Origin of the sequence: Clostridium ihumii AP5 (genome assembly GCF_000612845.1) — a bacterium.
GTDB classification, from domain to species: domain Bacteria; phylum Bacillota; class Clostridia; order Clostridiales; family Clostridiaceae; genus Clostridium_J; species Clostridium_J ihumii.
Genome location: NZ_CCAT010000084.1, coordinates 41,887 through 65,928 on the forward strand (window position 1 = coordinate 41,887; position 24,042 = coordinate 65,928).

The following is a 24,042-nucleotide window of genomic DNA, read 5'->3' on the forward strand; positions in this document are numbered from 1 at the left end:
CAAACTATAAAGGGGGGATTAGATGAAAAGAAACCATAGAATACTAGTAGCTATCATTTTGAGTTTTATTATGACTATTTGTTTAGGATGTGGTGCAGGAAATAAGGATTTAAAGACTAGCAAATATGATAATAAAGCAAAAGTAGAAAAAAGTATTGATAAAAAGGGTAATAAAGCTAAAGAAAAAACTGATAAAAAAAATGAAATAAAAAAAGAAAATAGTATAAAAAATAATACAGAAAAAGAAGCGGTCAAAAAAGAAGAAATAAAAAAGGAAGACACTAAAATTGAAAATAATAATGGCAATCAATCATCAGAAGAAAAACAAATAAAAGAAAATAATAATGAAAAAGAAAAAAATGAAACAGTAGTGAAAGATGAAAATAAAAACAATAAAGTAGAAGAAGACACATTTACTATGATAATAGGAAAAGATGTTAAAGGATATACTGGAAATGAATCAAGTGTTGTAGAAGAAATTACAATAAAAATTGATTCTAAAAAAAGTGCAATGCAGTATTTAAGGGAAAATACTTCTATGCAAGAAAATGGAGGATTTATTTTTGAAATTAATGGTATACATAATCATTATCCAATACCAGAATCAGAAAAAACTCCAGAACAAAAGAAAAATGGGGTATTAGGTATTGATTGGTTTATATATCTTAATGATAAAAAAACACCAGTAGGAGCAAATGATGTATATCCACAAAAGGGTGATGTTCTTCTATTTGATTTTCATGAGTGGGATAAAAGAGAATTTTTACCACCAGAAGATTAAAAGATAAAATATGGGGGATGAAATGAGAAATATGAAAAGATTAAAAGAAAAATTTGTAGGCTTATTTTTAATTTTATCAATGATTATATGCTTATCATTTTCTACTGTACTTGCAGTAGAAAATGACAGAATATATGGAAAAGATAGGATATCTACTTCGATTGAAATAAGTAAGAAAGGTTGGCAAAACGGCTCTGAGTATGTTTTTATTGCTCAAGGATATGATTTTGCAGATGCATTGTCTTTAGCACCATTAGCTAAAAAATTTAATGCACCTATTTTACTTAATGGAAATATTCAACTAAGAGAAGATACAATAAATGAATTAAAAAGATTAAAACCAAAGAAAGTATTTATATTAGGCGGAGAAAGAGTTATAAGCAAATCTGTAGAAACTCAACTTAAAAATATAAATATAAATGAAATAGAAAGAATATATGGACAAACAAGATACGAAACAGCATTAAAAATTAATAAAAAATTAGGAAAAAGTGATGCTTTATTTATAACTAATGGACAATCTTATGCAGATGCATTATCAGTATCGCCAATAGCAGCACAAAAAGGAATACCAATACTATATACTAAAAATAATGAAATTCCTAAAGAAGTAAATGAGTACATAAAGGGTAATAAAATATTTAATGTATATGTTATTGGTGGAGATGGTGTAATAAATGATAGTGTACTAAAAAATATACCAAACTCTGAAAGAATATTTGGAAAAGATAGGTATGAAACTAACAGGGAAGTTTTAAAAAAGTTTTCTAATGATTTAAAATATGAAAATATTTATTTTGTTACAGGAAATGACTTTCCAGATGCATTGTCAATATCTACACTTGCTGCAGATAAAAAAGCACCAGTGATACTAACTAATAAAAATATAAATAGTGATGTAGAAAAAATTATAAATTCTAACATAACATCTCTAAGTAAATTTATTGCTATAGGTGGACCAGAAGTAGTACCACAAAACATATTAGATAAATTTAAAATGAACTTTGAAATTATAAAATTATCAAAGGACAATGAAAGATTTGGAGATGAAAAGAAAACTAGAGACATAAAAAGTGACATATTAGTAACTGGAAATAATGTAAACATAATAAATATAAATTTAGATGGAAATCTTATTTTAGATCCAGGTGAGAAAGGTACAGTAAACATAAAAAATGTTAAAGCAAAAAATATAATAGTTAAATCTGGAGATGTAAATAGTATTGAGTTAAGTAATGTAAAAGCTGATAAATTAGATATAGAAACAAATAAAAATGTAGCAGTAAAATTGTATGACAATTCTAATATAAAAAGTACAGAAATAAAATCAAGTTCTATATTGAAAAATGAAAAAGGGTCTTTTGGAGATATAAAAGTTGCTGAGACAAATGAAAAGTCAAGAACTATCCAATTAATTGGAGAATTTAAAAATGAAATACTAGTAGAAGATAATGCAATAATTAATTGTGAAAATGTACAAAACATAAAAATAAACCTTAAAAATTCAGAAAAAAATGTAGACATTGATGGAAAAGTAAGTAAATTAGACATTATAAAAGGCAAAAATATATCTGTAAAAGGAAATATAAAAACAATAAAAAGTGAAAATGACTCAATAATTAATGTAAAAGATAAAGCTAATATTGAAAAAATAGAAGCTTTAGATAAATGTAAGATAAAAATAGAAAATGGTGCAAAAGTAAAGCTTATAGAAAAAAGTAAAGATGTTTTAATAGAAGGAAAGGCAAATAAGGTAGTAAATAAGAAAGAAAATAGTAGTGGCGGTTCAAGTGGAAATCCTGAAGGTGATGAATTTAGTTTAATAATTTCTAATGATGGTACTGAAATATTAAGTAAAAATCTTAAAGTTGATAGCAAGAAATCAGCTATGCAGTATCTAAAAGAAAATGCTGATATTAAAACTAAGAATGGTTTTATAAATGAAATAAATAAAGTAAAAAGTAAACCATTAAAGAATTTAAGTGAAGATGAAAGAAAAGAAGGTTACTTAGGTGCTGATTGGTTTATATATTTAAATGGTAAGAAAACCCCTGTAGGAGCAAATGATGTAAAGATAAAATCTGGCGATAAACTTGAATTTGAATATAGAAGATGGGATTGGCATGATTTGGTAGCTGATGGATCATCTATGCCATTAAAAGTAGAAGGAATTAAAGATAAAGTTGATCAGGATGAAAAAATTAATATATTAGTTACTTGTGTGTATAGACCTGTATATGGAGCTAGTATAAAAGTAGATGATAAAGAGGTTTCAACAACTAATATAGATGGTGAGAGTTCTATAAAAATTTATTCAGCTGGAAAACATACTATATCTGTTTTAAAAGAAGGTGTAAAAGTTGAAAAACAAATAACAGTGTCATCAAACAATCAAGGTGGTGGAACAATAGAACCACCAAAAGACAAAGATGATAAAGATGATAAAGATGATGGTATCAATGAAACTGATAAAGAAATTCAATTGTTAAAAGACAATGGAATATTTGGAGATGAAAGTACACTTAAAGAAGTAAATAAGGATATAGTAGTAAAGGGTAATAATGTAGAAATAAGAAATGTTAAATTAAATGGAAATCTAATTTTAGACCCAGGTGAAAAAGGGTCTGCAAACATTAAAGGTACTAGTTGTAAGAATATAGTTATAAAATCTGGTGACATTAATAGTATAAATTTAACTTCTGTAAAATCAGATGATCTTACAGTGGAAAGTAAAGGTAATGTAGCAGTAAAACTGCTTGAAGATTCAGAGATTAGAAGAACAGAAATCAAATCAAATGCAATACTTAAGAATTTAAAAGGAGATTTTGGATCTATAAAGGTGACAGGATCAAAAGATTCAAATTATGATATTGAGCTTGAAGGAAAGTTTGATAAAGAAATATTAGTTAATTGTCCATCAAAAATAAAATGTGAGGACGTTAAAAATATTAAAATTGGTAGCAAGGAAAAGGATTCAGAAAAAATTTCTAAAGTTATATTAAATGGAAAAATAGATACACTTAAAGTAAGAAATTGCTCTGATACTGTCCTAGATGGAAAAATATCTAAAATAAAAATAGAGAATGCATCACAGATTAAAATAGAAAAAACTGCAACTATAGAAAATATACAAGCTATAGAAAAAAGTAAAGTAAATATAGAAGATGGAGCTAAAGTAAAGCTAATAGAAAAACATAATGATGTAATTTTAGAAGGAAAAGCAGATAAAGTAGATAAGCTAGAATTCACCTTTGTTTTGAAAGATAAAGGTAAGGAAATATTAAATAAAACAATTGAATTAGATACTGACAAAAGTGCTTTACAATATTTAAGTGAAAATGTTGAATTTAAACAAGATTCTACAGGTTTGATATGTGAAATTGAAGGGATAGGAAATAAAAATATTAAAGAATTAACTGTTGAACAGCTTGAAAAGGGGATAATTGGGATGGATTGGTTTATATATTTAAATGGCAAGAAAACACCAGTTGGAGCACCAGCAGTTTTTATGAAAAATGGAGAGTTATTATCCTTTGAATTCAGAGAATGGGATTGGCGTGACTTATATTCAGATGATTATGAAGGTCCACCAAAATTAATGATGGAAATGCATTATGGGAATAATGCAAATGAAGTTAAAATGGATCAAAACTTTATGATAGTAATTTCATGTGTTAATAAACCTGTATATGGTGCAAAACTAAAGATTGATGGTAAATATGTAGGTACAACAGATAGAAATGGAGTTATCGAAGATTTATCAATACATGAACTGGGAAAACATACCATAACAGCAGAACAATATGGTACATTTGTAAGTAAAGAAATTACTGTTACAAACGCATCAGTTATAGGATCTTTTAAAAATGATAAGTATTCTTTAGTGGTTAAAGATATTAATAAAGGCAAGATAGAAATTACTTTGGAGGATGTTAATAAAAATTCAAATAGTATTGCAACAATGAAAATTATGAATAGAAAACGTGAGCCTGTATATATAGATCAAAATTTAATTAAAAATGGTAAATGTGAATTTAATACTGTATTAGAAAAAGGTAAATTTACAGTTTGTTGTAATGTAGAAGGTGTATTAATTAATTTTAAAATTAATATTAAATAAATTTTATTAAAAACAGGGGGAAGAAATTATGAATAAAAATTTAAAAAGAGGATTAGCAGCATTTATTATTGCTAATAGTGTTTTAACTACAGCGAATATAGGAGTACTGAACAATAATGTTTTTGCAGCAGAAAGATATGCAGTGGAATCAAGAGAGATTCTAAAAAAGGACTATAATTCTATAATAGATGAATGTGTAAATATTGGGTTACAGCATCTTATAAATAAAGATTCAGGTTTTTGGTATAATAAAGAGTTTAATGATTGGGAAGCTCTTACAGTATCAAGCTTTAATAAAGAGATTCCAGCAAGTTATATTGAAAACTTAGCAAAAAAAATAGAAACAAAAGACTCTTCATTATTTGGAGCAGATGGAAAATTTAAAAGTACTACAGATTGTGAAAGAACGATTATAGGAATTGTTTCTGCAGGAAAAGATCCAAGGAATTTTGGAGGATATAATTTAATTAAAGATTTATGTGAAAGAAATTTAGGAATAGAACAAGATATTTTTTGTAAAATGTTTGGCCTTATTGCACTAGATTGTGGAAATTTTGAAATACCATCAGGTTCAAAATTTACAAGATATGATATAGTAGATGGAATCGTTGAAAAAAAATTAAAATCAGGTGGATGGAGTTGGGGTGATACCATTGATGTAGACACAACTGCAATGGTAATATCAGCATTATCACCTTATTATAATGAAGATTATGATGTAAAAGATGCCATTGATGATGCACTTATAGCTTTAAGTAAAATACAAGATAAAACTACTGGAGAATTCACTTCAACATGGACACCTAATGGTTCAAGTGAAAGTTTAGCTCAAGTTATAATAGCTTTGTGTTCAGTTGGAATAGATCCAACAGATTCTGAAATGTTTACTAAAAGTGATAAAAATCTTTTAGATTTATTATTAGAATATAAAACAGCAGATGGTGGGTTTGAACATGATAAAAAAAATACAGATCAACTTAATGGCATTGCAACTGAACAAGCTTTCAGAGCACTTGCATCATATAAAAAACTTAAAAGTGGGAAATTAGGTTCTATATATTTAGTAAAAGACTTTAACTAAATTATATAATCAATAAATTTTAAAGTGATAATTAAATCATAATAATCAATATTAATATATAGAAACTTTAAATATTAATATTTTTAGATTATTATGATTTAATTTTATTAAAAATTAATATATAATTTTTGAAATTAGGAGAGATGTATTATGAAATTTAGGCACAAACGGTTTATAGCAAGTTTTGTTATATTTATATTATTTTTTACAAGTTTTGTTACAGGATTCATATCAACAAAAAATATCAATGTTTTAGCTAAAGAGGTTAATATTGAAAATTATGATTCTGTATTAAATGAAAATTTAGAGTATATTAGTGATTCATTATTAAAGAAAAATCAAAATGGACTAAGTGATTGGGAAGTTATAGGTCTTGGAGCTTTAGGGAAAACAGTTTCCAAAGAATACTTAGAAAGAAAAGTTAAAGAAATTAGAAATAATGAAGGCATATTTGATGAAACTACAGACTGTGAAAGAACTATACTTAGCATAGTAGCAGCTGGTGGAGACCCAAGAAATATAGGTGAAAGAAATTTAATTGATATTTTATGCAATGTAGATTTTACTAAAGAGTACAACATTTTGGGTCAAGCTTATGCTTTGATAGCGATGGATTGTGGAAAATTTAATATACCTAATAATTCTAATCTTTCAAAAGAAACAATAATAAATAAAATAATAAATAATAAGATGGATAATGGGGGATGGGGAAATACTTCAAAATTGGATCCAGATATAACAGCAATGGTTATAACTGCATTATCTAATTATTATGATAGTAATATTGAAGTGAAAAGTATAGTTGATGAATCTATAGAAGCATTAAATACAACTTTAGATGCTAATGGGAACTTTATAGGAAATGATGATTCAACATCAGCATCAAGTGAAAGCATTTCTCAGACTATAATAGCTCTTTGTTCATTAGGAATAGATCCAACAACTTGTGATAAATTTATGAGAAACGACAAGAATTTATTAGATTTGCTTTTAGAATTTAAAACTGAGGATGGGGGATTTACACATCAAAAAGGCAATTTAGAAAAAAGAAATGATATGTCTACAGAACAAGGTTTTTTAGCTTTAGTAGCATATAAACAATTTAAAGAAGGTAAAAAAGGTTCAGTGTATTTATTAAAGGATTTTAGTGATGAAATAAACACAAAAGAAGATATAGAGATTAAGAATCTAACAGATTTAAACTCACTAAAACTAAATAGTAATGCTAATATAAAATTAAACATAAAGAACAACTTAGATAAAGAGCAAAGTGCAACAGTAATAGTAGCTTTATATAATGAAGAAAATAATAAAATGATAAATTATTTTTCCAATGAAACTAAAATAAAAAATAACTCTAGTGGTGAAGAAATAACTAAACAAATTTCTATACCAGAAACAGGTAAATATAAAATAAAAGTTTTTCTTTGGGATAGTCTAGAAAACATGAATCCTTTAACAGATGAACTGATTATGAATGTTCAATAATTTAAAATGAAAGGAGTTTTGAAAATGAGTAAAAATTTAAAACTTAAAGTAATAGGATTAAGTATGGTCTTAATATCACTATCAATAGGATCTACCAATGCTTTCGCAGAAGAAAATTCAAATAAGGATAGGATATATGGAAATGATAGAATACAAACATCTATAGAAATTAGTAAGAAGGGTTGGAAGGAAGGTGCAGATTCTGTAGTGATTGCAGCAGCATATGATTTTGCAGATGCTTTATCAGCTGCTCCTCTTGCAAAGAAATATAATGCACCAATAATATTAAATGGAAAAAGTGAGTTATCAACAAATACTATAAATGAAATTAAAAGATTGAATCCAAAGAACATTTTTATATTAGGAGGAGAAGGAGTAATTCCAGGAAAGGTTGAAAATCAATTTAAAGCATTGAATGTTGAAAATATAGAAAGAATATATGGTGAAAATAGATATGAAACATCTTTAAAAGTAGCTGAAAAGTTAGGTAAAGTAGAAAAAGTTTTTATAACTAATGGAGAAACTTATGCAGATGCATTATCTGTATCAAGTATAGCAGCAGAGATGGAATGTCCTATTTTATATACTAAAAAAGATGAGCTAAAATGTGAAGTGAAAGATTATATAAACAATAATGATATAAAAAATACTTATTTTATTGGTGGACAAGGTGTTCTTAGTAACAGTGTTGTTAATGAAGTTAAAAACTCAAAAAGAATATATGGTGATAATAGATATTTAACTAACAGTGAAGTTTTAAAGAATTTCAAAGATGAATTAAAATTTGATAATGTATATTTTGTAACAGGAAATAACTTTGCAGATGCACTAGCAGTTGCTCCACTCTCATCAAAAGAAAAATCACCAGTTATTTTAACTAATAAAAATGTAGATAAGGAAATTGAAAATTTAATTAATGAAAATATTACAGGTGAAACTAAATTAATAGCTATTGGAGGAGAAAAAGTTGTTCCAGAAAGTATTTTGGATAAATTTATATCAGATTTTGATGTAATAGAAATAGCATTAAAAAGTATAAATTTAATCTAATAGAAAGATAAGGAAGTGTTCTTATGTTCACTTATAGAAATAGAAATACATTTTTTCAAAATGTGCATCCATTTACAGTAACATTGTTAATAATAACATATTTAATAATAGTATTAAAATTGAAAAATCCAATATATATTGGATTAATATTTACAGGAATAATATCAGCTATATATGTAGATGGTTCAATTAAAGATGTATTGAGTTATGGAAAAATAATGATTCCATTCGCTATTATGCTAATGTTATTAAATCCAATTATAGTTCATAATGGTGAAACTGTATTATATCAAGGTCATATAAATATACCGGTACTTGGAACTATGAGAATAACAAAAGAAGCCATTATGTTTGGTGTTGATAGTGGATTTAGAATGATTGTTATAACGATAATATTTGGATTTGGTAATTTAATAATACATCCAGATAGAATGTTTGGTTTTTTTTCTAAATATTTAAAAAAGTCTTCATTATTAATGAGTATGACTATAAGACTTTTTCCTACTATGATGAAATCATATGAAAACATTATAGAAGTTGAAAAGCTTAGAGGTAATTCATTTTCAGATAAAAAATTTAGAGGAAGAATTAAATCTAGTGGATATATAGCTAATATATTATTTTTATCAAGTCTCGAAGATTCAGAAGATATGGCTGAATCTATGCATTCAAGAGGATATGGTGCACTTAAGAAAAGAAGTTCTTACTTTAGAGAGAAATATACTGTTTGGGATGGGGTTTTAATTTTGATATGTGGATTTATAATAATTTATACATATTGGATTACAGCTATAGGATTAAATACTTTTGAGTTTTATAATCAAATGGATAGTTTTAAAGATACTATTTCAAAGCAAGGTATTATATTGTGTTTAAGCACATTTATACCAACTTTCATAAATTGGTGGTGGAAAAATTGGAAATAATAAATATAGAAAATGTTAGTTTTACTTATCCAGATTGTAAAAATAAAGCATTGAAAAACATTAATTTAAAAATTAATGAAGGTGAAATAGTACTTATTGTAGGGCCATCAGGATGTGGAAAATCTACACTTATAAGGCTTTTAAACAAGCTTATACCTAACTATTATGGCGGAACTTTAGAAGGAATGGTGTATTTAAAAAATAGGGATATAGATTTTGTTCATAATTCGGAAATTGCCCAAACTGTAGGAATGGTATATCAACATCCAGAGAAGCAAATTGTACTTCAAGATGTTGAACGAGAAATAGCATTTGGACTTGAAAATTTAAATAAAAACATGAATTTTATGAAAAGAAATGTAGCAGAAGTTATATCTTTATTAGCATTAAATGAAATAAAAGGAAAGCAAACAACAGAAATATCAGGAGGTCAAAAACAAAGAGTTGCAATAGCTTCAGTTGTATCTATGGATCCAGACATTATAGTTTTTGATGAGCCTATATCACAACTAGACCCTATAAGTGCAGAAGAAGTGTTAAATTCAATAAAAAAATTGAATACAGATATGGGGAAGACTATTATACTTGTAGAGCAACGATTGGATAAATGTTTTCATATGGCTGATAGGATAATATTTATGGAAAATGGCTGTATTTTAGGAGAGGGAAAACCCAATAATATACCACAATATATAGATAAAAAATACCATTTACCTAATATATCTTATATTTTTAGACAAGCTAAGATGGAAAATATTCCTGTAACCGTAAAGGAAGGAAGAAATATAATAAAAGATTGTAATTTTGAAAATAAATTTAAAAAAAATAAGTTTAATTCAGAAGTTATAATGGATGTAAAAAAAATACAATTTGAATATGAAAAAGGAAGCAAAACATTAAAAGATATAAGTTTTCAACTAAGAAAAGGAAGAATTCTTGGCGTGATGGGTGAAAATGGTGCAGGTAAAAGTACTTTGTTTAAAATAATTTCAGGTGTTATAAATAAATACAATGGAAATATTGAAGTTGATGGTAAAAATATTAAAAAAATAAAAATGAAAGATAAAATAAAGAAAATAGGATATTTATCACAAAATCCTAATGATTATTTTGGAAGAGAAACGGTGTTTGATGAAGTTGGATATACTTTGAAAAATATAGGAGAGTATGATGACAAAAAAGTATATGAAATACTTAAGAAACTTAATTTGATACATTTAAAAGATAGGAATCCTAGAGATTTAAGTGGAGGAGAAAAGCAAAGAACAGCAATAGCATGTACACTAATTACGGATCCGGAAATACTTATTTTAGATGAACCAACGAGAGGAATGGATTCACTTGCAAAAGAAAGCTTAGGGAAAATAATGAAAAGCTTAGTAAGTGAAGGGAAAACTATTGTAGTTATAACTCATGATTCAGATTTTTTAGGAGATTATGCAGATGAAGTTATGCTGATGTTTGATGGAGAAATTGTTGCTAGTGGAGAAGCAACAGAAGTATTATGTGATTCACTATATTATTCTCCACAAATATCTAAGGTGTTTAAGAATAAATGCAATGTAATAAAGTCTGAAGATGCTATAAATCTTTTGAAGGTGATGTAAATGAAAAGAAAAATTAAATTAGGACCTATAATAGTAATTTTATATATAATAATAACTTTAATTATGACATATGCTGATTTTAAAATGGAAAAGGCAGTAGAGATATCTACTATTTTCATTATAGGAACATTTATAATATTGTTTGAAAATAGAGAAATTAGTGCAAGAACTATGGCAGCAGTAGCTACAATGTCAGCACTAGGTGGTGTATTAAGAGTTCCATGTGCTGCAATTCCAAGTTTTCAGCCAGTAACATTTATTGTAGCAGTATCAGGTTATACATTAGGTCCAGTAAACGGATTTATGGTAGGTGCAATGTGTGCTTTTATTTCAAATTTTTTCTTAGGACATGGTCCTTGGACTTTGTGGCAAATACTAGGATGGGGACTTTGTGGAGTATTTTTTGGGAAATGCAGAAATTTTATAAAGAAGAATGAACTTCCAAGGTTTATTTTACTTTGTGGTATTTGGGGATATATATATGGAACTATTTTAAATCAATGGTATGTTGTTGAATTCATAAGACCCATCACAGTAAATACTATAATTACTGGAAATATATTAAGTTTTTGGTTTGATACTATGCATGCATTTAGCAATGTATTATTCTCATATTTTTTTGGAAGAACTTTTATAAATTCATTAGAGCGATATAATAAAAGAAATTCAGTTATTAGAATAAAATCATAATATTAAAATGCATAAAACTAAATTAGTTTAAGTATAGAAAGAGGGATTAGTTGTGAGAAAGAATAATATAATATTAAAAATATTATGTTCCATACTTGTTACATCCGCATTAATTACATATAAAGCAAATGCAATTAATATAGATGCAGAAACAAATAATTTAAACAAAGTATGGACAATAAAGTTTAATAAAGAAGTAAATACATGTAACTTAGATGAAGAAATAGTAATTTTAGATGAAAATAAAACAAAAATTCCTATAAAAATAGAATTAGAAGAGAATAATACATTATTAATATATCCGCCTGAAGGTGGATACAAAGATAAAGAAGTATATACATTAAAGATTGGAAAAAACATAAAGTCACAAAATAAAAAAAATATAAAGTCATCCAAGGAATTCACTTTTAAAGTAGATGCAGAAAGTTTATGCTATAACAATGGGATTTATGAATATAAAAGTGTTGTAGAAAATAATATAGAGTCTGTATCAAAATATATTATAGATAAAGGATTAGAAAGTGATTGGGAAGTTATGGCTTTAGCAAAAGCCAATAAAAATATATCAAAAGACTATATTAATAAGGTTATAGATATTATAAATGATGGGTTGCTAATGCAGCCAACAGATTATCAAAGAACTACTATGCTTTTATCAGCACTTGGAGAAAATCCAATTAAGTTTAATAATGTGAATTTTTTAGATAATATATACAATAATAAGGATATAAAAAATCAGGGACCCAATGCAGTGATGTTTGCATTAATAGCTCTAGATTCTGGAAATTATGAAATTCCTAATAATTCTTTTTGGAGTAGAGAAAGTTTAATCAATACTTTACTTGAAATGAAAACTTATGATGGAGGATGGGATTTTGCAGGTATAAAGGCTGATCCAGATATGACAGGAATGGCATTAACAGCATTGCATAATTATACTGATGATGGAAAAGTAAAAGATGCTGTTAATAATGCTATAAACCTTTTAAGTGATATGCAAAATGAAGATGGAACATTTTCTTCATATAAAATAAAAAATAGTGAAAGTATATCACAAGTTATAATAGGTTTATGTGCAAATGGAATAGATCCAACAAGTAGTGAATTTACTAAAAGTGGTAAAAATCTTATAGATGCTTTATTAACATTTAAAAGTGATGATGGTGGATTTAAACACATATATGAAGGGAATAGCAATGGAAAGGCAACAGAACAAGCATTGTTAGCATTAGAAGCATATAAAGAGTTAAAAAATGGAAGACTAAATTTATATGAATTTTAAATAACAAAAATTAGATAATGTTATAAAATATAAAAAGGTGATTTCTATAAAATGTATTCTATAGAAATCACCTTTTTATATTTTAAAATTGTAGATGGAAATATTAATTTTATTATTTTTACGTGAAAATGAAATTTTACAAAAAAGTTTGGTGAAAATAAGTTTTTTAAATAGTGGTAACAAGAAACATAGTTAATATATTAACTACATGATAACAAGAAGGAATGTCAAAGTATGTTGAAAATATACGAATGCTGTAATACAATGTTGATAAAAGTAAATATTGGAAATTAGGTAAATTTTTTTCTTGTTATTAAAAAGCTAAAATAAAAAAAAATAGGAATTAAGTAGATTATGAAATAAACATTGCTATGTGCTTGTTAAAAAAAATAAAATTAAAGATTTTAATTATTAAAAATTTATCAATGTAAAATATAAAAAAAGGAGGAGTTTTATGAAAAAAAAATACAAGATGCTTATATCTGTCATTATAAGTTTTATTATATTGGCTTGCGTAGGTTGTATCACAAATAATAAATTAGAAAATAATAACAATAATAGAACTAAAATAGAGAGTAAGCTTGAAGAAAAAAATGAGAAAGTTGAAAATAAAGAAAAAACTAACAGGAAAGAAGAAAAAGTAAAAAAACAAGAAAATGAAGTAAAGAAACAAAAAAATGAAGTGAATAAACAAGAAAAAAGTGAATTAAATGTTGATAGTGATGAAAATAATCAATTGTCAAAAGAAAAAGCTGCAAAAGAAAGTATTGCTGTAGAAAAACAAAAAGAAACTATAGAAAAAAAGGAAGCAAATTTAAATCAAGATAATAAGTTAGATGAAAGTAAATTTACTATGATAGTAACTAGGGAATCCAAGGGATATACTGGGAAAAATCAGGAAGTTATAGGTGAATTTACATTAAAAATTGATAATAATAAAAGTGCAATGACTTATTTAAGAGAAAATGTATCAATAAAGGAAACTGGAGGATTCATATATGAGATAAATGGCATACACAATCTGTATCCTATACCAGAATCAGAGAAAACTGTTGAACAAAAAGAAAAAAATATTTTAGGAATCGATTGGTTTATATATTTAAATGGAGAAAAAACTTCTTTAGGAGCAAATGATGTTTATCCAAAAGAAGGTGATATCCTTTTGATTGATTTTCATGAATGGGATAATAGGGAATTTTCATAAATATCATTTTAAAAGTGAATTTAGAATTTTTATATAATTTTAAATTAAGGGAAATTTCAAAGTATAAAATAAGGGGGAAAGACTTATGAGGAAATTATTTAAAAGAAAGACTAGTATTTTTATATTATTTCTTAGCTTTTTTATGTTAATTAGCTGGACTAATACATTTGCAATATCTAAGAAAGACAGAATATATGGGAAGGATAGAATAGAAACTTCTATAAAAATTAGTAAAAGTGGATGGGAAAATGGTTCAGAATATGTATTTATTGTACAAGGATATGATTTTGCAGATGCATTAACAGTTGCGCCATTTGCAAAAAAATTAAATGGACCAATTATATTAAGTGGAAAAGAAAGGTTAAAACAAGAGGTTGTTGATGAAATTACAAGATTAAATCCGAAAAAAATATTTATATTAGGTGGGGAAAAGGTAATAAGTAATGAAGTAGAAGTCCAACTCAAAAATATAAATGTAAATAATATAGAAAGAATATATGGACAAACACGATATGAAACAGCATTGAAAGTTGCGGAAAAATTAGGTGGAGCTAAGGAATTATTTATAGTTAATGGATATGCTTATGCTGATGCATTATCAATATCATCTATAGCGGCACAAAAAGGAGCACCCATAATATATACAAATGGAAATGAAATTTCTAGAGAAATTAAAAATTATATGATTAAAAATAATATAGAAAATACATATGCTATAGGTGGAGTAGGTGTAATAAATGAAAATGCTATAAGTGGTATAGAGAATATAGAGAGAGTTTCAGGCTTAAATAGATATTTGACCAATAAAAATGTGTTACTAAAATTTGATAAAGATATTAAATATGAAAAGATTTACTTTACAACAGGAGAAGATTTTCCTGATGCGTTAGCAATATCAACATTAGCAGCATTTACAAAATCACCAATAGTACTAACAAATAAACAGATTAATAGTGAATTAAATACATATGTTAATTCTAAATTAGAAGATAAAAGTGAATTAATTGCTATAGGTGGAGAAAAGATAGTTCCTGAAAATGTTTTAGATAAAATAACAAATAGTAAAATTGAAGAAGATAAAGGTAATGGTGGAAATGATGCTGGTGGTTCAGGGATTGGTGGAGATAATAATTTAAACACTGAAGTTAAACAAGGGGAATTTAAATTATTAGTAACTACAGATGGAAATGAAATTGTTAATAAAAATCTGAAGATTCTTGATAAGAAAAGTGTTATGTATTATTTAAGAGAAAATGCAAAAGTAAAAGACAAAAATGGTTTTATTTGTGAAATTAATGGAATAAAAAGAAAAGAATTCAATGAACTAACAGAAAAAGAAATAAAAGATGGTTACTTGTCTGCTGATTGGTTTATATATGTTAATGGAAAAAGAGCTAATGTAGGAGCAAATGATATTAGAATAAAAGAAAAAGATACTATAAACGTAGCATATGAGAAATGGGATTACACTAGTTTAGTATCACCAGGTGAAAAGCCAAAGCTAAACGTAAGTGGTATTCCAAATGAGGTTAAAGCAAATGAATGTTTTAATGTAAATGTTGATTTATCAGTAGGAAAAGTATATGGTGCATCAATAAAAATTAATGGAGTTGAGGTAGCAACTACTGATACAAAAGGACAAGCAGTAATTAAGATAAATAAAGTGGGAAAACATGTTATTACAGTTGAAAAATATGGATCAATTTATAAAAAAGATATAAATGTTAAAGAGAGTAATCAAGATGGAAATACTTCTGGTGAAGGTACATCTACTGGAAAAGATGAGGTTATATTTAGAAAAGTGCAAGAAAATGTTATTTTTGAAGTGAGAGGCAATAATGAAAAAGTAAATTTTCAAATTAAAGATTCTAGCAAAAATGATAGTGTAGTTACAATAAAAGTTTTAGATGAAAAAAATTCATTAGTGTATATAGATCAAGTATCTTTGAATAATGGGAAATACACTTTAAGAAGTGAATTAGATAAAGGAAAATATAAAGGAGTATGTAAAGTAAATAAAACTCCAATAAACTTTGAATTTAATATTAATTAACAAGAATAGAAATTTTAAACCCTTATATATTATGAAAGTATAAGGGTTTGCTAAAAAGGTAGAGTTGTAAACAAGTTTCTAAAAAACTAATACATTATTACTAGAGTTATGGGGGAAATAAGATGAAAAGAAAAAGTTTTTTAGCAATGTTCATGGCCCTTACAATGATAGGTACTAGTACATTTGCTAATTTTGATATAATAAATTCTTCAATTGTATATGCCAGTGAAATAGTAAATGTAAATGAAGATGATGAAAGAGTTATTGATAATGCAATTTCAAGAGTATTAACATTGGTAGAAAATGAACGATTTCAAAAAGATAGAAATGATAATATAGCAGTTTCGTGTAGTGCATTAGGTACTTTGATGCCAGATAGTTATATTAAAAATAAAATAGAAGAAATAAAAAAAATTGAAAAATATGAAAAAGCAACAGAGTGTTGTAAGGCAATTTTGGCTATTACAGCGTCAGGGGTAGAAGCAACTAATATTCAAGGTCATAATTTGATTGAAGATTTAAGTAGTTATCAGATTGGAGAAGATATATATTCAAATTTATATTTACTATTAGCACTTAATTGTGATGATTTTAAGCTTTCAGAAGATATGAAATTAAAAAAGGAAGATGCAATAAAAAGTTTACTCCAAAGTCAGAAAGAAAATGGTACATGGAATAAATTTGGAAGTGATTTTGATTGTGATTCCACATCCATGGTAATAACAGCATTGGCTCCATATTATAATTTGAAAGAAAATGTAAAAGGAGCAATAGATAGAGGAATAGCTGGAATAGTTGAAATGCAAAATGAAGAAGGAGAATTAGTAGGAAGATATAATGAAAATGGATCTAGTGAAAGTTTATCACAAGCTATAATAGCTCTTTGCTCACTAGGAATTGATCCTGTAATATGTGACAAATTCACAAAAAATAATAAAAATTTAATAGAACTATTGTTAAGTTATGAAACAAAAGATGGTGGTTTTGCACATACCAAACAATTTGGATTAGATGAATTAAATGAAATGGCAACAGATCAAGCCTTTATGGCTCTTGCTGCATATAAGAAATTAAAAACCAATAATACTGCATTATATGATATAAAAAATCTTTGTAAATTTGAAAAAAATTTAGAAGAAAAAGAAGGGTTATTTATAAATAATTTAACATCAGATAAGCAGTTTAAACTAGGTGGAGAGGCAAAAATAAAAATAGAAGCATTAAATAAATTAAAAAATGAAAAAGAAATTACACTCATAGTAAGTTTATACAATAAAAATACTAATAAAATAGTTAAATATGCAGCTTCAAGTAAAAAATTGGATATTGATGAAAAAGAAAACTTACAAGTCAATGTAAAGTTACCTAAAGAAGGCAATTATGAGGTAAAGATATTTATTTGGGATAATTTTAATGATATGAACAATTTAGCAAAAGAAATTGTTATACCAGTTAATTAAATAAGGGGGAGAAAATGAATAAAAGTTTAAAAACAAATTTAGCTATTTTTACAATAGGATTAGGAATTTTAGCAAGTATTCCATGTAATGCTAAGGGCGAAGATATATTAAAAAAAAATAGAATATATGGTCAGAATAGAATAGAGACATCTGTAGAAATAAGCAAAATTGGTTGGAAAAATGGATCAAATTCTGTAGTTATTGCATCAGCTTATGATTTTGCAGATGCACTTTCAGCGGCACCGCTGGCCAGAAAGAACAATGGACCAATACTGTTAAATGGAAAAAATGTGTTACCTAAAAATACAATTAGTGAAATAAAAAGATTAAATCCTAAAGAAGTATTTATACTAGGGGGAGAATTAGTAATTTCTAAAGGTGTTGAGAATCAATTAAATGAAATTGGTATAAAAGATGTAAAAAGAATATATGGGAAAAATAGATATGAAACCTCAATAAAGGTTGCCAAAGAGTTGGGTGATGTAAAGAGTGCATTTATAACTAATGGTGAGACTTATGCTGATGCTCTATCTATATCAAGTATAGCAGCAACAAAAGGAAGTCCTATAATATATACAACAAAAGAAAAGTTAAATGATAATGCAAGAGAATATATAGAGAAAAATAATATAGATAAAATTTATTGTATAGGAGGAGAAGGGGTTTTATCTAATAATGTATTGAGTTCATTGGAAAATTCAAAAATGTTGAGTGGCGATAATAGATATTTAACTAATATGCAAGTTTTAAAGAATTTCAAAGAAGAATTAAATTTTGAAAATGTTTATTTTGTTAGAGGAGATGATTTTGCAGATGCATTATCAGTGGCACCAATGGCATCAAAAAAAAATAGCGTGGTAGTAATTGCAGATAAAGAGGTAATTAGAGATACGGAAATACTAGTAAATTCTAATATTACAAGTGAAAGTGAAGTAATAGCAGTTGGTGGAGAAAACTATATTCCAGAAGGCATATTAGATAAATTTATATCAGATTTTGATATATTAGAAATAGCAATGAATAAAATAAATTTATTCTAAATTAATGTTATTAGCAGGGAAGTGGAGTTATGTTAAGTTATAAAAATAGGAATACATTTTTACAAGGGCTACATCCATTAACAGTAACATTAATTATTATTACATACTTAATATTGTTTTTAAAGTTTAAAAATCCATTATATTTTGTTTGTGTATTGGCAAGTTTATTAACCATAGCTTATTTGGATGGATGTTTAAAAGAAGTTATGGGATATGCAAAGATAATGATGCCATTTGCCGTTGGAATTATGATATTGAATCCATTATTAGTGCATAATGGTGATACTATATTGTATCAAGGATATTTAAATATACCTGTTTTAGGGAAAATTATAATAACAAAAGAAGCTATATTATACGGTGTTTTCAATGGGCTAAGAATGGTTTCAATAACAGCTTTGTTTGGTTTTGGAAATTTAATAGTCCATCCAGATAGAACTTTTGGATATTTTGCAAAGTATATAAAAAGATCATCGCTTTTAATGAGCATGACTATAAGATTATTTCCTACTATGATGAAATCATATGAAAATATATTAGAAATTGAAAAGTTGAGATGTAATTCAATTTTAAAAGATGGGATGAAGAACAAAATAAAGGGGAGCGGAAATATAGCAAATATATTGTTTTTATCAAGTCTTGAAGACTCTGAAGATATGGCAGAATCTATGTATTCAAGAGGATATGGTGCTTTAAATAGAAGAAGCTCTTATTTCAGAGAAAAATATACAATATGGGATTTTGTGATAATAGTAATATCTATAGAAATATTTATATATCTTTATTATTTTACGGTTAATGGATTCAATGAATTCAATTTTTATAATAAGGTTGATAATGTACTTCTTAAAACTTCAAGAGAAGGAATAATTCTTTGTGTAGGAACTTACTTAATTGCTCTTATAAATTGGTGGTGGAAAATATGGAAATGATAAATTTGGAGAATGTTAGTTTTGCTTACCCTAATTGTGAAGAAAAAGTATTAAAGAATATCAATTTAAAAGTAAAAGAAGGAGAACTTGTAGTTATAGCGGGACCATCGGGGTGTGGTAAGTCTACATTAATTAGACTTTTAAATAAGCTTATACCTAATTATTATGGCGGAATTTTAGAGGGAATGATTTATTTAAAGAATAAAGATATAGATTTTATTGAAAATCTTGAAATTGTTAAAAGTGTAGGAATGGTATATCAACATCCAGAAAAACAAATAGTGCTTGAAGATGTTGAAAGAGAGATAGCTTTTGGTCTTGAAAATTTAAACAAAGATATGAATTTTATGAAAAGAAATGTATGTGAGGTAATGTCCTTACTATCATTGAATGAAATAAAAGAAAGCAAGACAACAGAAATATCTGGAGGGCAAAAACAGAAAGTAGCAATAGCATCAGTCGTAGCTATGGATCCAGATATAATAGTTTTTGATGAACCTATTTCACAGTTAGATCCTATAAGCGCTGAAGATGTTTTAAATTCTATAAAAAAGTTAAATGTGGATATGGGAAAAACAATTATTCTTGTAGAGCAGAGATTAGATAAATGTTTTCATATAGCAGATAGAATAATATTTATGGAAGATGGACAAATAATTGGTGAAGGTACACCTAATGATATTCCTGAAAACATAAGTAAAAAATATCATCTTCCTAATATATCTTATATATTTAAAGAAGCAAATAGAGATGTTATACCAGTTACAGTAAAGGAAGGACGAGAAGCAATAAAAGGCTTAAGATATGAAGATGAAGAATCTAAGAAAGTAGATTCAGAAATAGTATTAAATGCAAAAAAACTTAAGTTTGAATATGAGAAAGGAAGTAAAACATTAAAGAGTGTAAGTTTTCAGTTGAAAAAAGGCGAAATTCTTGGTGTTATGGGGGAAAATGGAGCAGGAAAAAGTACATTATTTAAAATAATTTCAGGAATTATAAGTAAATATTCAGGTTTGGTGGAGATTTATGGCAAAAATATGAAGAAGTTAAAGTCAGAAGAGAGAATTAAACAAATAGGATATTTAACGCAAAATCCTAATGACTATTTTGGAAGGCCAACGGTTTTTGAAGAAGTAGCTTATACTTTAAGGAATATAGGTGAATATCATGAAGCGAAGGTTTATGATATTTTAAATAAGTTAGACTTAGACCATTTAAGGGATAGAAATCCAAGGGATTTAAGTGGTGGAGAAAAACAGAGAGTTGCAATAGCGTGTACATTAGTAACCAATCCTAACATAGTAATTTTAGATGAACCTACTAGAGGTATGGATGCATTAGCTAAGGAAAATTTAGGATTAATAATTGAAAATTTAAAAGAAGAAGGAAAAAGTATAATAATCATTACACACGATGCTGATTTTTTAGGAAATTATGCTGATTCTGTAATGCTTATGTTTGATGGTGAAATTGTAGCTAACGGACAAGCACTAGAAATACTTTGTGATTCACTTTACTATTCACCACAAATATCTAAGGTTTTTAAAGATAAATGTAAAGTAATAAATTCTAAAAAAGCTATAGAGCTTTTAATGGAGAGATAAATGAGAAGAAGAATAAAATTAGGATTTATATTAATAGCTTTATATTTAGCTATTATATTTGTAATGACTTATAACAATTTGAAAATGGACAAGGCCATAGAAATTTCAAGCATATTTATAATTATTACTTTTATAATTTTGTTTGAAAATAAAGAAATGAGTGCAAGAACAATGGCAGCAGTAGCTACAATGGCAGCATTAGGAGGAGTTTTAAGAGTTCCGTGTGCAGTTATACCAGGATTTCAGCCAGTTACATTTATTACTGCTGTAGCTGGTTATACTTTAGGACCGATAAATGGTTTTATGGTGGGAGCTATATGTGCATTTATTTCAAATTTCTTTTTAGGACATGGTCCATGGACCATGTGGCAAATTCTTGGATGGGGACTTTGTGGAATGTTTTTTGGCATATTTAAAGTTTTCATACAAAAAAGTTTTAAAATATTTATTGTACTTTGCGGTTTATGGGGGTATATATATGGGTTTATTTTGAATCAATGGTATGTATTAGAGTTTATTCATCCAATAAACTTGAAAGCTATGTTCATAGGTAGCATAGGAAGTTTTGGACATGATACTCTTCATGCTATTGGAAATGTATTATTTGCCTATTTATTTGGAAAAACCTTCATAGAAGCATTGGAAAGATACAATAGAAAAAATGAATTTTTAAGAATAAAGGTATAAGTATATTTAATATAAAGAGGTGATAGGTATTGAATATAAAAAAATTTATAGGAATATTAGCATTAAGTAGCATTATTACTATAAGTACTATAAATTACAAGGTTTATGGATATGAGAGTAGACTTGAAAGTGATAATGTAATTATAAAAAATTTAACAGAAAAAAATAATTTTAAAATAGGTGAAAACGCTAATATTAAATTTGAGTTAATTAACAATACTAATGAAAATAAGAATGTCAATTTTTTTATAAAAATAGTTGATGGAAAAGATAAAATTTTAAAGAGTGTTTCTTTAAAGAAGGAAATAGATAAGTTGGAAAATGAATATGTTTATAGTAAAGTTAAAATTTCTGACAATAAATCTAAGAAAATAATAGTATATGGAGAAGTTAATAATAAAAGAATAAATGAAATAGAAATACCTATAGGAGAAATTAATATAGGTGATAATAATGCAATTTTAAAGGAAGGGAAAACTATTAATTCTAAAAGAATAGAGATACTTTTAAATGATAAAATTAAACCAAATAATATAACTGAAAATGATTTCAAATTTTTAGAAAGTGAAAAAAAAGTAACTTCAGCTATATTGAAAAACAATAAAATAATATTAGATATTTCAAGTGATATTAAAAAGTCTGAAAAAGTAAAGTTGAAATATAAAAATAATGAAGAAATAACAATTGAGAATAATCTAAAAAATATGACAGTGATGCTGTATTTTGATGGGGATAATAATTTAGAATCTGAAATGCTTAAGGATATAGAAGAAATAAAAAAGGGCATAAAAGATAATGTAAATTTAAATGTTATTGCATTAGTTGATAGGATAAAGGGATATAGTGAAGATAGTAAAGTTTTAGGAGAAAATTTTGAAAGCACAAGATTGTATAAAATTGAAAATAATAAAGTTATAAGATTAGATGGAAAAGAACAAATGCCGCAGATAAAGATAGATAGTGATTATGAAGCTAATATGGGTGATGCAAAAACCTTAAGAAGCTTTATAGACTTTTGTAAATCTAACTATAGTGCAGATTCATATATATTAATTCCATTTAATCATGGTGAAGGAAATAGAGGATTTTGCATAGATGAAACAGATAAAGATATCTTAAATATAGCAGAAATTTCAGATAATTTAAGTGAAAAGCAATCTGTAGACATGATTATATATGAAGCATGTTTCATGGGAAATTTAGAAACTGCATATCAATATAGACCTAATAATGGAAGTTTTGAGAGCAAATATATGATTGCTTCAAGTGCAACAATGTTGTCTTCAGGATTTAATTATGAAAAAATATTTAATGAATGGACAACTACATATGATCCTTCGACTATGACAATGAATGATATAGGCTCAATATTTATAAAGCAACATAAAGAATATACTAAAAAGAAAAGAGATCAAATATTAGCATATTATGATTTAAATAAAGTAGGCAGGATTAAAAATAATGTAGACCAATTATCTAGGTTATTAGCAAAGGAAAATAAAAAAGAATTAATAGATGAGTTACGAGGAAATTTTAAAAAAAGTGGACAAGTAATTTCATATTTTAATAATGAAGAGGATTATGTATATAATGAAAAAGATGGATGGACATTGTATCCTTACTTTGATTTATATGATTTATGTGAAAAAATCATAGCTAGCAATGAATGTAGTGATGAGTTAAATGTAGTTTGTGAAAATACTAAAAAATCTTTAAATGAATTTATCATTTATTCTTTTGGACAAAGTAAATATAAAACCAATGGATTTAAAGATAATATTAATGGCGTAAGTATATTTTTACCAGATGGAGAGTCTACTTGGAAAAATCAAAGTTGGTATAGCAGTGAGTATATATATGGTGGAGATTATGGTGCATTAAGTTGGTGTAAAGATGGAATAGATACTAAAATTAATGTTGTTGGCAATTGGTTTGAAATGTTAGATTCATGGTTTGATAAAGAAAATTGCGTTGATGGTGGAGAAAATTTTCATCAATGGTAATAATAAAAATTTGTTTAAAAGATCGAAGAAATTA

General features: G+C 26.4%; 17 protein-coding genes. All 17 read left to right on the forward strand.

What is annotated here, in order from left to right; translation table 11 throughout:
• Nucleotides 1–22: 22 nt before the first annotated feature.
• The 17 genes from BN346_RS21805 (at nt 23) to BN346_RS17875 (ending at nt 24,008) form a co-directional block, all read left to right on the forward strand.
• Nucleotides 23–781 carry a DUF4430 domain-containing protein gene (locus BN346_RS21805; protein WP_040330388.1) on the forward strand — a complete coding sequence of 253 codons (759 nt, stop codon included), beginning with the start codon at nt 23–25 and terminating at the stop codon, nt 779–781.
• A 22-nt stretch (nt 782–803) separates the two neighbouring features.
• Nucleotides 804–4,901, forward strand: a complete 4,098-nt coding sequence (locus BN346_RS20710) for a cell wall-binding repeat-containing protein (protein ID WP_051540491.1) — start codon at nt 804–806, stop codon at nt 4,899–4,901.
• A 28-nt stretch (nt 4,902–4,929) separates the two neighbouring features.
• A complete protein-coding gene (locus BN346_RS17805) occupies nt 4,930–5,982 on the forward strand; it encodes a prenyltransferase/squalene oxidase repeat-containing protein (RefSeq protein ID WP_051540492.1) in 1,053 nt (350 codons plus the stop codon).
• Between the two features lie 150 nt (nt 5,983–6,132).
• Nucleotides 6,133–7,470: a hypothetical protein gene (locus BN346_RS20715; protein ID WP_051540493.1), complete on the forward strand. Its 1,338-nt coding sequence runs from the start codon at nt 6,133–6,135 to the stop codon at nt 7,468–7,470.
• Between the two features lie 24 nt (nt 7,471–7,494).
• Complete coding sequence (locus BN346_RS17815) at nt 7,495–8,520, forward strand: cell wall-binding repeat-containing protein (RefSeq protein ID WP_051540494.1); 1,026 nt, start codon at nt 7,495–7,497, stop codon at nt 8,518–8,520.
• 23 nt (nt 8,521–8,543) lie between these two features.
• Entirely contained in the window at nt 8,544–9,446 is a 903-nt protein-coding gene (locus tag BN346_RS17820) for an energy-coupling factor transporter transmembrane component T family protein (protein WP_040330389.1), read from the forward strand.
• Complete coding sequence (locus BN346_RS17825; protein ID WP_040330390.1) at nt 9,437–11,053, forward strand: ABC transporter ATP-binding protein; 1,617 nt, start codon at nt 9,437–9,439, stop codon at nt 11,051–11,053. The genes BN346_RS17820 and BN346_RS17825 overlap by 10 nt, the downstream gene beginning before the upstream one ends.
• Complete coding sequence (locus BN346_RS17830; RefSeq protein WP_040330392.1) at nt 11,054–11,743, forward strand: ECF transporter S component; 690 nt, start codon at nt 11,054–11,056, stop codon at nt 11,741–11,743. It begins immediately after the preceding gene.
• A gap of 52 nt (nt 11,744–11,795) precedes the next feature.
• Complete coding sequence (locus tag BN346_RS17835; protein WP_051540495.1) at nt 11,796–13,025, forward strand: prenyltransferase/squalene oxidase repeat-containing protein; 1,230 nt, start codon at nt 11,796–11,798, stop codon at nt 13,023–13,025.
• A 454-nt stretch (nt 13,026–13,479) separates the two neighbouring features.
• Nucleotides 13,480–14,229 carry a DUF4430 domain-containing protein gene (locus BN346_RS17840; protein WP_040330393.1) on the forward strand — a complete coding sequence of 250 codons (750 nt, stop codon included), beginning with the start codon at nt 13,480–13,482 and terminating at the stop codon, nt 14,227–14,229.
• An 85-nt stretch (nt 14,230–14,314) separates the two neighbouring features.
• Nucleotides 14,315–16,282 carry a cell wall-binding repeat-containing protein gene (locus tag BN346_RS20720; RefSeq protein ID WP_051540496.1) on the forward strand — a complete coding sequence of 656 codons (1,968 nt, stop codon included), beginning with the start codon at nt 14,315–14,317 and terminating at the stop codon, nt 16,280–16,282.
• A 122-nt stretch (nt 16,283–16,404) separates the two neighbouring features.
• The gene (locus BN346_RS17850) at nt 16,405–17,742 is read left to right on the forward strand and encodes a prenyltransferase/squalene oxidase repeat-containing protein (RefSeq protein WP_040330394.1); all 1,338 of its coding nucleotides are present in this window, start codon (nt 16,405–16,407) and stop codon (nt 17,740–17,742) included.
• A gap of 14 nt (nt 17,743–17,756) precedes the next feature.
• Complete coding sequence (locus BN346_RS17855; protein ID WP_051540497.1) at nt 17,757–18,782, forward strand: cell wall-binding repeat-containing protein; 1,026 nt, start codon at nt 17,757–17,759, stop codon at nt 18,780–18,782.
• Nucleotides 18,783–18,811: 29 nt separating this feature from the next.
• Nucleotides 18,812–19,714: an energy-coupling factor transporter transmembrane component T family protein gene (locus BN346_RS17860; RefSeq protein WP_040330395.1), complete on the forward strand. Its 903-nt coding sequence runs from the start codon at nt 18,812–18,814 to the stop codon at nt 19,712–19,714.
• Nucleotides 19,705–21,318: an ABC transporter ATP-binding protein gene (locus BN346_RS17865; RefSeq protein ID WP_040330396.1), complete on the forward strand. Its 1,614-nt coding sequence runs from the start codon at nt 19,705–19,707 to the stop codon at nt 21,316–21,318. Before BN346_RS17860 ends, BN346_RS17865 begins: the two co-directional genes overlap by 10 nt.
• On the forward strand, nt 21,319–22,005 hold the full coding sequence (locus BN346_RS17870; protein ID WP_040330397.1) for an ECF transporter S component: 687 nt from the start codon (nt 21,319–21,321) through the stop codon (nt 22,003–22,005).
• A gap of 29 nt (nt 22,006–22,034) precedes the next feature.
• On the forward strand, nt 22,035–24,008 hold the full coding sequence (locus BN346_RS17875; protein WP_051540498.1) for a clostripain-related cysteine peptidase: 1,974 nt from the start codon (nt 22,035–22,037) through the stop codon (nt 24,006–24,008).
• Nucleotides 24,009–24,042: the final 34 nt, after the last annotated feature.